Genomic DNA, 11081 nt, shown 5'->3' with positions numbered 1-11081 from the left:
TAGCCCAAGCGAGTAATTTTCAATGACCTCGAACACCGGCAAAGGCAAGGCGATATTTCGCGTTGTCAGCGGCAACTTCCTTGAAATGTTTGACTTCATGGTCTACGGCTTCTACGCCACTGCCATCGCCAAAACCTTCTTCCCTGCCGACAGCGCATTCGCCTCACTGATGCTTTCACTGGCAACGTTCGGCGCTGGCTTCCTCATGCGTCCGCTGGGGGCGATCTTCCTTGGCGCTTACATTGACCGCCACGGCCGAAAAAAAGGTCTGGTTGTAACCTTGGCCATGATGGCCATGGGCACAGTGCTGATTGCCTGTGTGCCGGGTTATGCAACCCTCGGCGTCGCTGCGCCGTTGCTGGTGCTGCTGGGTCGTTTACTACAGGGCTTTTCTGCTGGCGTGGAACTGGGAGGTGTCTCGGTTTATCTGGCGGAGATATCTACCCCTGGCCGTAAAGGTTTCTTCGTCAGTTGGCAGTCCGCCAGTCAGCAGGCCGCCGTGGTCTTCGCCGGCTTGCTGGGTGTTGCCCTGAACCATTGGCTGAGCCCGGAAGAGATGGGCGAATGGGGCTGGCGCGTGCCGTTCCTGATCGGTTGCCTGATTGTACCGGTGATTTTCGTGATTCGCCGCTCGATGGAAGAAACCCCGGAATTCGAAGCTCGCACTCATCGCCCGACGCTGAAAGAAGTGGTGCGCTCGATTGGCCAGAACTTCGGCCTCGTGCTCGGCGGCATGGCACTGGTGATCATGACCACCGTGTCCTTCTATCTGATTACTGCTTATACGCCGACATTCGGTAAAAACGAGCTGCACCTGTCCGACCTCGACAGCTTGATCGTCACGGTTTTCGTCGGGATTTCGAACTTCATCTGGCTGCCGGTGATGGGCGCGCTGTCTGACCGTATTGGCCGCAAACCTTTGCTGGTTGCCGCAACCGTTCTGGCCATTGCGACGGCGTACCCTGCCCTGTCTTGGCTGGTCGCCAACCCGAGCTTCGGTAACCTGCTGATGGTCGAGCTCTGGTTGTCATTCCTGTACGGCTCGTACAACGGCGCGATGGTGGTTGCCCTGACCGAGATCATGCCGGTGGAAGTGCGCACAACTGGCTTCTCCCTGGCCTACAGCCTGGCAACCGCAACCTTTGGCGGCTTTACCCCGGCAGCGTGTACCTACCTGATTCACGCGCTGGACAACAAGGCTGCACCAGGCATCTGGCTGACAGGCGCAGCAATTCTTGGGCTGGTCGCCACACTTGTGCTGTTCCGCAAGGGCGGGCAAAAACTGCAAGCGCCTGAGGCTGTGACTGCCGGCTGAGTGGATTCTGTAGGAGCTGCCGAAGGCTGCGAATAGCGGAGTGTCAGGTACATAGCCTTCGGTAGCCCTTATCGAACAACGCATAAGTCACTGAAATATCGGGATCTCGTAGGACCGGCTTTAGCCGGGAGGACGTCGGTACATTCGCACTATTTCTTTTCGTCAGGGACATTGCCCTCCCGGCTGAAGCCGGTCCTACGGCCCCTTCGTTTGGCGCGACAGCGCGGCGTCTGGACGACGGGAGCGCTCCTACAGATACCAGACCACAAAAAAACGCCCCGACCAGTGACCCGGCCGGGGCGTTTTTTTAGCGCTTAACCTGAGGCTTAACGCGGAAATGCTGGTGGGTTAACGCCCGCCATGTCTTCCATCACGCGCACCACCTGGTGGCTGTAACCGAATTCGTTGTCGTACCAGACGTACAGAACAACGCGGTTATCGTTGGCGATGGTTGCTTCAGCATCTACTACACCGGCGTGGCGCGAGCCGACGAAGTCAGTGGAAACCACTTCCTGCGAGTTCACGAAGTCGATCTGCTTGTGCAGGTCCGAGTGCAACGCCATGTAGCGCAGGTACTCGTTGATTTCTTCGCGGGTGGTCGCTTTCTCAAGGTTCAGGTTGAGAATCGCCATGGAAACGTTCGGCGTCGGTACGCGAATCGCGTTGCCGGTCAGTTTGCCAGCCAGCTCAGGCAGTGCCTTGGCAGCGGCAGTGGCAGCACCGGTTTCGGTGATCACCATGTTCAGCGCGGCGCTACGACCACGGCGATCGCCCTTGTGGAAGTTGTCGATCAGGTTCTGGTCGTTGGTGTACGAGTGAACCGTTTCAACGTGACCATTGACGATGCCGAACTTGTCGTTGACGGCCTTGAGCACCGGCACGATGGCGTTGGTGGTGCAGGAAGCCGCAGAAACGATCTTGTCGTCAGCAGTGATTTCACCGTGGTTGATACCGTGCACGATGTTTTTCAGCTTGCCTTTGCCTGGAGCGGTGAGCACCACGCGGTCGATGCCCGGGCACCCAAGGTGCTGACCCAGACCGTCGGCATCACGCCATACACCGGTGTTGTCCACCAGCAGAGCGTCCTTGATACCGTACTGGGTGTAATCCACTTCGGTCGGGTTCTTGGCGTAGATCACCTGAATCAGGTTGCCGTTCGCAGTGATGGTGCTGTTGGCTTCATCAACCGTGATGGTGCCATCGAAGGAACCATGCACAGAGTCGCGGCGCAGCAGGCTGGCGCGCTTGACCAGATCGTTCTCGGCGCCTTTACGGACGACGATTGCACGCAGACGCAGGCCATCGCCGCCGCCGGTTTTTTCGATCAGGATGCGCGCCAGCAGGCGACCAATCCGGCCGAAACCGTACAGCACAACATCAGTGCCCTTGCGTGGCGACGCGTTCTGCTGCCCCACCAGCTCGGCCAGCTCTTCACGAACGAACTGCTCGGCGGTGCGGCCGTTGCCTTCAGTCTTGAACTTGACGGCCAGTTTGCCGAGGTCCACCGAGGCTGAGCCCAGCTTGAGCTCGCTCATGGCCTTAACGAGCGGGAAAGTCTCGTGTACGGACAACTCGCTTGCATCGGACTGGCGGTGACGCGCAAAGCGGTGAGCTTTGAGAATCGCGATAACCGATCGATTGATCAGGCTGCGGCCATAGATCGAACTCACCACATTATTATTGCGGTAGAGCTGACCGATAAGCGGGATCATCGTCTCGGCGAGAGCTTCACGATCAATCCATTCACCAAGACACTGGTCGGGCTTCTGAGTCACGGGAACCTTCCACATGTAGGGGCTGAAAAAAGGGGCTACATTATGCCGCCGCCTTTGTTTAAGGGCAATGCGCCGTAGTCAGATCAGCGAGCACTACATTTTGTTCCGCTGCACTTCAGAAATTGCCAAGGCGTGCACTTCTGAATCACAGCGTAGTCTTAGACCTGACATTTGCACCCTTCCCCCGGTACAATCGCGGCCCTCGTCGCAACGCTTGGAGCTCAATCTTCCGTGCCTGTTCTGCGTCTACCGCTACTCCCTGCCGCGGCAGGCAAACAACACTGGGGCAACCTTCCCGGTGCCGCGCTGAGCCTGGCGATTGCCGAGGCCGCCAGTGCCGCCAAGCGCTTCACCCTGCTTTTGACCGCCGACAGCCAAAGTGCCGAGCGACTCGAGCAAGAGCTGAAGTTCTTTGCACCCAGCTTGCCGGTGTTGCATTTCCCGGACTGGGAAACCCTGCCCTACGATTTGTTCTCACCGCACCAGGACATCATTTCCCAGCGGATTGCGAGCCTTTATCGCCTGCCGGAGCTGGTGCATGGCGTTCTGGTAGTGCCCATCACCACAGCCCTACATCGTTTGGCACCGACCAAGTTCCTGCTGGGCAGCAGTCTGGTTCTGGACATTGGCCAGACGCTTGATATCGAGGCCATGCGTACACGCCTGGAGGCCAGCGGCTACCGGTATGTCGACACGGTTTACGAGCACGGCGAATTCACGGTACGCGGCAACCTGATCGACCTGTTCCCGATGGGCAGCAAACTGCCGTACCGGATCGACCTGTTCGATGACGAAATCGAAACGCTGCGCACCTTTGATCCTGAAACCCAGCGCTCCATCGATAAAGTCGAGTCGGTTCGCCTTTTGCCTGCGCGTGAATTCCCGTTGCAAAAGGAAGAGGTGACACGCTTCAAGGCCCGGTTTCGCGAACGCTTTGATGTGGATTTCCGTCGCAGCCCGATCTTTCAGGACCTGAGCAGCGGCATCACACCGGCCGGTATCGAGTATTACCTGCCATTGTTCTTTGAAGAGACCTCGACGCTGTTCGACTATCTGCCTCAGGACACTCAAGTGTTTTCCCTGCCGGGCATTGAACAGGCCGCAGAAAACTTCTGGAATGACGTACGCAACCGTTACGAGGAGCGTCGCGTAGACCCCGAGCGGCCTCTCCTGCCTCCCGCTGAATTGTTCCTGCCTGTGGAAGACTGCTTTGCCCGCCTGAAAAGCTGGCCTCGGGTAGTGGCGAGCCAGCAGGACGTCGACACCGGCGTCGGCCGTGAGCGCTTTCCGGCGCAGTTGCTGCCGGAGCTGGCGATCGAAGCCAAGGCCAGTCAGCCATTGGCCGCCCTGTCGAAATTCATTGAAGAGTTCGACGGCCGCATCCTGTTTACCGCAGAGTCAGCGGGTCGCCGCGAGGTGCTGCTGGAACTGCTCGAACGTCTGAAGCTGCGACCTAAAACGGTCGACAGCTGGAATGACTTCGTTGAGGGCAAGGATCGCCTGTCGATCACCATCGCTCCACTGGATGACGGCCTGCTGCTCGAACAACCTGCTATCGCCCTGATCGCTGAAAGCCCGCTGTTCGGGCAACGGGTGATGCAGCGTCGGCGTCGTGAGAAACGCACCGACGGTGGCAATAATGACGCCGTCATCAAAAACCTCACCGAACTGCGTGAAGGTGCTCCGGTCGTTCACATCGACCATGGCGTCGGTCGCTATCTGGGGCTGGCGACACTGGAAGTGGAAAATCAGGTCGCGGAGTTCCTGATGCTGGCCTACGCCGAGGACGCCAAGCTGTATGTCCCGGTGGCCAACCTGCACCTGATCGCCCGTTATACCGGCAGCGACGACGCTCTGGCCCCGCTGCACCGACTGGGCTCGGAAACCTGGCAGAAAGCCAAACGCAAAGCCGCCGAACAAGTGCGCGACGTCGCGGCCGAACTACTGGACATTTATGCCCGCCGCGCAGCCCGGGAAGGCTACGCATTCGCCGACCCCAAAGCCGACTACGCCACGTTCAGCGCGGGCTTTCCGTTTGAAGAAACACCGGACCAGCAAACCACGATCGATGCCGTCCGCGCCGACATGCTCGCGCCGAAACCCATGGACCGGCTGGTCTGTGGCGATGTGGGCTTCGGCAAGACCGAAGTGGCCATGCGCGCAGCGTTCATTGCCGTGCATGGTGGTCGTCAGGTGGCGATTCTGGTGCCGACCACCCTGCTCGCCCAGCAGCACTACAACAGCTTCCGCGACCGCTTCGCCGATTGGCCGGTGAGCGTTGAAGTGATGAGTCGCTTCAAGTCCGCCAAGGAAGTCAGTGCCGCGGTTGCGGATCTGGCTGAGGGCAAAATCGACATCGTCATCGGCACGCACAAGCTGCTGCAGGACGACGTGAAGATCAAGAATCTGGGCCTGGTCATCATCGACGAAGAACACCGTTTTGGTGTGCGTCAGAAAGAACAGCTCAAGGCGTTGCGCAGCGAAGTCGATATTCTGACCCTGACCGCGACGCCAATTCCGCGAACGCTGAACATGGCGGTGTCGGGTATGCGCGATCTGTCGATCATCGCCACGCCGCCTGCCCGACGCCTGTCCGTGCGGACCTTCGTCATGGAGCAGAACAAGCCAACGGTCAAAGAAGCCTTGCTGCGTGAACTGCTGCGCGGCGGTCAGGTGTACTACCTGCACAACGATGTGAAGACCATCGAAAAATGCGCCGCCGATCTGGCCGAACTGGTGCCGGAAGCGCGTATCGGTATCGGTCACGGTCAAATGCGTGAACGCGACCTCGAACAGGTGATGAGCGACTTCTATCACAAGCGCTTCAACGTTCTGATCGCCTCGACCATTATCGAAACCGGCATCGACGTACCAAGTGCCAACACCATCATTATCGAGCGCGCTGATAAATTCGGTCTGGCGCAACTACACCAATTGCGTGGCCGGGTTGGACGCAGTCACCACCAGGCCTATGCTTACCTGCTGACACCGCCACGCAAGCAAATCACCCCGGATGCAGAAAAGCGTCTGGAGGCCATCGCCAATACTCAGGATCTGGGTGCCGGTTTTGTACTGGCCACCAACGACCTGGAAATCCGTGGCGCTGGCGAGCTGCTGGGCGACGGCCAGAGCGGGCAGATTCAGGCAGTAGGCTTCACGCTGTACATGGAAATGCTCGAACGTGCGGTGAAATCGATCCGCAAGGGCGAACAACCGAACCTTGATCAGCCACTGGGCGGCGGACCGGAGATCAACCTGCGCGTGCCAGCCCTGATACCGGAAGCCTATTTGCCGGATGTGCATACCCGCCTGATTCTCTACAAGCGCATCGCCAATGCCACTGACGAAGACAGCCTCAAGGATCTTCAAGTGGAAATGATCGATCGCTTCGGCTTGCTCCCCGAGCCAACCAAGCATCTGGTGCGCATTACCCTGCTCAAATTGCAGGCCGAGCAACTGGGCATCAAGAAGGTCGATGCAGGCCCTCAAGGCGGGCGTATCGAGTTTGCTGCGGACACGCCGGTTGATCCACTGACCCTGATCAAATTGATTCAGGGCCAACCCAACCGCTATAAGTTCGAAGGTGCCACGCTGTTCAAATTCATGGTGCCCATGGAGCGTCCGGAAGAACGCTTTAACACCATTGAAGCGCTGTTCGAGCGCCTGACCCCGAAAACTGCTTGAAGGATTCATCCATGCGTGTGCTTCACTCACTCATCCTGCTGCTGACGCTGATCGCGCCAGCAGCCTTTGCCGATGGCAACTTTCAGGTCGAAATGATCCTGTTCCGCCAGCAAGGCGAACCGGCTGCAACGCGTCAGGTCGCACCTGAGAACTGGGCAGCCAACGCACAGAAGATTGATGCACAGAGTGAGCGCGGAATTGCCTTGAAGGACCTGGCTGACAAACTGAACGCCAGCGGTACTTACCAGGTATTGCTGCACCGCGCCTGGCAGCAGAGCCTGAGTGCAGAGCCGGGAAAGGTCGCCGTCAGCAGCGGTGAGGAACAGTGGGGACACTTCCCGATTGAAGGCACCTTGAGCATAGGCATTGCACGCTTTACCGATATCGCGGCAGACTTCTGGGTCAACCAGCTTGACGCCCATGGTGTGCTGACCAGCAGCGAACGCCTGAAACAGACCACCCGGGTCAAGAACGGCGAGTTGATCTATATGGACCACGGAAGTCTGGCCATGCTGGTGAAAGTATCGCCTCTTTAATTATTCAAGTAGCGCAACACGTGCTTCTTTTTCCATTCAAGCATCGCTACGGCGTAGGGCTGTCCTGAACTGTGTCGTCCAATCTTGAAAAGGTCCTCGCTTGGTCGTGGACAGATTTATTTACCAGCAGAACCGTTGAACGGGGGTTTGACTATGCCCACGAAGACCGTATTCAGCTTGAGGAACTCAACCCTGACTCCGCACGTACGACATGCCGAGGCTCAGGTTCGGAAGTCTATACACAGACTTTCAAGTTCAGAGACCCTGACCGCTTCGCCAATGCCCTGATCTGCAAATGCACTTGCCCGATGCGCGAGAACTGCAAGCATTGTGTGGCGGCCTTGTTTTATCTTCATGCACCGCAGAACAGCAACGCTTTGGAGGCTGCGCTGGACACCACTCCGTCAGTGCAGCGACCGCGCATCGAAAAAGCGCCAGCCCTGCCCGAACGGCTGGTCGACGACATAAAACCGCAGCCGCGCCTGATGCTGGCCAGCGTCGAGTTCAGCGCCTACGAACCGCGTAACGGCCGCATGCAACGGCACATCCAGCATCGCGCCGCCCTTGCCTTCGGCTACGACAAACACTACGCCACCGGCACGGCTAACGTCAGCATCCTGGTCAGCTCTCTGGGCAGCGATCTGGTTAACCAGAAAAGCGACATCATCGAACACCGTGAAACAGAGACCCTGCGTATCCGCCGTCAGGGCGAGCTGGAACGCCAGCAACGCCAGGTTCTGCAGGACATGGGTTTCCGGGTCGCAACGCGGCAAAGCAAAGCGCTGCCGGACACCGCCGGTGATATGTTCGACCTGCCCAACGACAAGGCCTGGCTGCACTTCGTGCTCAACGACTTGCCGCGCCTTGAAGAACAAGGCTGGGAAATCGTTATCACTGACGACTTTGCCTTCGACGTGACGCCCGTGGACGACTGGTACGCGGTCATTGACGAAGAGGCCGAGCGCGACTGGTTCGATCTGGAACTGGGCATCATCGTCAACGGCGAACGCCTGAGCCTTCTGCCGATCCTGATCAATCTGCTGCGCAGTCATCCGGAATTGATGAGCGCGGCCGGGATCGCCAAGCGCGGCGACGATGAACAACTGCTCGTGCAGCTCAATCACTTCACCCAAAATGGCGGTGGGCCGGTGCAGATCGCCCTGCCCTACGGGCGTCTGAAACCGGTACTGGCCACCCTGGGCGATTTTTATTGGCGCGAAGAAGGCAGCAACTCGTTACGGCTGAACACTGCCGACGCCACGCGCCTCGGTGAGCTGGATGACTTGCCCCTGAGCTGGCAAGGCGGCGATCGTCTACGCCAGTTCGCGGACCGGCTGGCCAATATCAAGGACGCTCCGGTCGTCGTACCCGAAGGGCTTAACGCCACATTGCGGCCCTACCAGCACGAAGGCCTGAGCTGGATGCAGTCGCTGCGTGAACTGGAAGTCGGTGGCGTGCTGGCCGATGACATGGGGCTGGGTAAAACCCTGCAGACCCTGGCACACCTGCTCATGGAGAAACAGGCCGGCCGCCTGGATCGTCCGGCGCTGGCCGTGATGCCCACCAGCCTGATTCCCAACTGGCTGGACGAGGCCGAGAACTTCACGCCGCAATTGCGGGTACTGGCGCTGTATGGTGCCAATCGCCACGCCGACTTCGAAAACCTGAATCAGTACGACCTGATTCTGACGACTTATGCCCTGCTACCTCGGGACGAAGAAGTGCTTGCGAAGTTGCAACTGCACACATTGATCCTCGATGAAGCGCAATACATCAAGAACCCGAACAGCAAAGCCGCTCAGGCTGCTCGCAGCCTGAATGCCCGGCAACGTCTGTGCCTCAGTGGTACGCCGCTGGAAAATCATCTGGGCGAACTGTGGTCGCTGTTTCACTTCCTGATGCCCGGCTGGCTGGGCAGCAGCAAGGAATTCAACAGCAACTACCGTAACCCCATCGAGAAGCACGGCAACATGGAGCGCCTGCAGCATCTGAACGCGCGGATCAAACCGTTCCTGCTGCGTCGCACCAAGGAACAGGTCGCCACCGAGCTGCCACCCAAGACCGAGATCATCCATTGGGTCGAACTTAACGAGGCCCAGCGCGATGTATACGAAACTGTTCGCCTGGCCATGGACAAGAAAGTCCGCGACGAGATCACCCGCAAAGGTGTAGCGCGCAGTCAGATCATCATCCTTGAGGCGTTGCTCAAGCTGCGCCAGGTGTGTTGCGACTTGCGTCTGGTCAACAGCGCCCCGGCCAACCCGCGTCAGGGCCACTCCGCCAAACTGCAAAGCCTGATGGAGATGTTCGAAGAGCTGCTGGCCGAAGGCAGGAAGATCCTGCTGTTTTCGCAGTTCACTTCGATGCTGACCCTGATCGAAGCCGAACTCAAGCAACGCGGCATTGAATACGCCCTGCTTACCGGATCGACCCGAGACCGGCGCACGCCCGTGCAAGCGTTCCAGGCGGGCAAGCTGCCGATCTTTCTGATCAGCCTGAAAGCAGGCGGCACCGGCCTTAACCTGACAGCGGCCGACACCGTGATCCATTACGATCCATGGTGGAACCCGGCAGCCGAAAACCAGGCCACCGACCGTGCTTATCGCATCGGCCAGGACAAACCGGTATTCGTCTACAAGATGATTGCCCGAGGCACCGTGGAAGAGAAGATCCAGCGCCTGCAGCAGGAAAAATCAGCACTCGCAGCCGGGGTGCTGGATGGCCGGGTGACGGGCGACTGGAAGCTGCAAAGCGAAGACATTGCCGCCCTGTTTGCGCCATTGCCCGCCCAGACCAGAAAAGACAAGAAGTAAGTGCATTACGCCCCCGTAGGAGCTGCCGAAGGCTGCGAAGGCGGTGTGTCAGACAAGACCGCCTTCGCAGCCTTCGGCAGCTCCTACAGGGATCGCCGATATCTGTGGGAGCCGGGCTTGCCCGCGATTCAGACACTGCGGTTTATCGTGAATATAGAATCATCGTTCATCGCGAGCCAGCTCGGCTCCTACACAGTAAACCTTGTCAAACCGCGTCCAGCACCCGTGCCAGTGTCGCCTTCACTTTCCCCATCCCGTCATGCAAGGCCTGTTCGATTTCAGCCATGGTGATAACAGCGGACGACTTGCCCGCGGCAGGATTGACCACCAGCGCCAGACAGGCATATTCCAGTTCCAGCTCACGAGCCAGCGCAGCTTCCGGCATGCCGGTCATGCCTACGATGTCGCAGCCATCACGCTCAAGGCGGATGATCTCGGCGACAGTTTCAAGCCGTGGACCCTGAGTGCAGGCATAAACGCCCCGCTCGCTGAATTCACAACCCTCAGCCGCCAACGCCGCAATCAGACGTCCGCGCAGCGCTTCACTGTAGGGATAGCTGAAGTCGATGTGGGTCACTTGCTCCAGATCATCAGCAAAGAACGTGTGCTGACGACCACTGGTGTAATCGATCAGGTCGTGAGGCACGCAAAAATGCCCGGTGCCCATGGCCGGATGAATCCCGCCCACCGCGTTGACCGCCAGAATCGCCTCGGCACCAGCGTGCTTCAGGGCCCAGATATTGGCGCGATAATTCACCTGATGCGGCGGGAAGCGATGTGGATGGCCGTGACGCGCCAGAAACATCACTTCGCGACCGGCATAATCACCGATCTGAATCTCGCCGGAAGGAACGCCGTAGGGTGTATTCACCGGCAAAGACTGACGAATGCTCAAGCCCTCGAGCTGAGTCAGCCCGGTACCACCAATAATTGCGTAAATTGCGTAAACAGTCATGAG

At 58.7% G+C, this 11081-nt stretch carries 6 protein-coding genes; 4 read left to right on the top strand and 2 right to left on the bottom strand.

Translation table 11 applies throughout. From position 1 onward, the window contains the following. Nucleotides 1-22: 22 nt before the first annotated feature. Nucleotides 23-1315: an MFS transporter gene (locus AO242_RS14450; RefSeq protein WP_099269245.1), complete on the top strand. Its 1293-nt coding sequence runs from the start codon at nt 23-25 to the stop codon at nt 1313-1315. 326 nt (nt 1316-1641) lie between these two features. On the opposite strand, the gene AO242_RS14445 is transcribed toward AO242_RS14450, so the two are convergent. Continuing rightward, on the bottom strand, nt 1642-3105 hold the full coding sequence (locus tag AO242_RS14445; protein ID WP_027898081.1) for a glyceraldehyde-3-phosphate dehydrogenase: 1464 nt from the start codon (nt 3103-3105) through the stop codon (nt 1642-1644). Nucleotides 3106-3321: 216 nt separating this feature from the next. On the opposite strand from AO242_RS14445, the gene mfd reads away from it, so the two are divergent. From mfd to AO242_RS14430, 3 genes are all read left to right on the top strand, one after another. Next, nucleotides 3322-6774, top strand: coding sequence for a transcription-repair coupling factor (gene mfd, locus AO242_RS14440; protein WP_099269244.1), 3453 nt, complete (start codon nt 3322-3324; stop codon nt 6772-6774). An 11-nt stretch (nt 6775-6785) separates the two neighbouring features. Further along, complete coding sequence (locus AO242_RS14435) at nt 6786-7310, top strand: CsiV family protein (RefSeq protein ID WP_099269243.1); 525 nt, start codon at nt 6786-6788, stop codon at nt 7308-7310. Between the two features lie 71 nt (nt 7311-7381). Continuing rightward, the gene (locus AO242_RS14430) at nt 7382-10123 is read left to right on the top strand and encodes a DEAD/DEAH box helicase (RefSeq protein WP_099269242.1); all 2742 of its coding nucleotides are present in this window, start codon (nt 7382-7384) and stop codon (nt 10121-10123) included. A 205-nt stretch (nt 10124-10328) separates the two neighbouring features. On the opposite strand, the gene AO242_RS14425 is transcribed toward AO242_RS14430, so the two are convergent. After that, nucleotides 10329-11078, bottom strand: a complete 750-nt coding sequence (locus tag AO242_RS14425; RefSeq protein WP_099269241.1) for an S-methyl-5'-thioinosine phosphorylase — start codon at nt 11076-11078, stop codon at nt 10329-10331. Nucleotides 11079-11081: the final 3 nt, after the last annotated feature.

Source organism: Pseudomonas sp. ICMP 561, assembly GCF_002699985.1.
GTDB classification, from domain to species: Bacteria; Pseudomonadota; Gammaproteobacteria; order Pseudomonadales; family Pseudomonadaceae; genus Aquipseudomonas; species Aquipseudomonas quasicaspiana.
Note: the sequence above shows the minus strand (reverse complement) of the source record. Positions and strands in the feature narration are given on the sequence as shown.

Bases quoted from the DNA above. Each gene is read 5' to 3' on its own strand.
- AO242_RS14450 (WP_099269245.1), top strand. From the start codon at position 23: ATGACCTCGAACACCGGCAAAGGCAAGGCGATATTTCGCGTTGTCAGC.
- AO242_RS14445 (WP_027898081.1), bottom strand. From the start codon at position 3,105: ATGTGGAAGGTTCCCGTGACTCAGAAGCCCGACCAGTGTCTTGGTGAA.
- AO242_RS14435 (WP_099269243.1), top strand. From the start codon at position 6,786: ATGCGTGTGCTTCACTCACTCATCCTGCTGCTGACGCTGATCGCGCCA.
- AO242_RS14425 (WP_099269241.1), bottom strand. From the start codon at position 11,078: ATGACTGTTTACGCAATTTACGCAATTATTGGTGGTACCGGGCTGACT.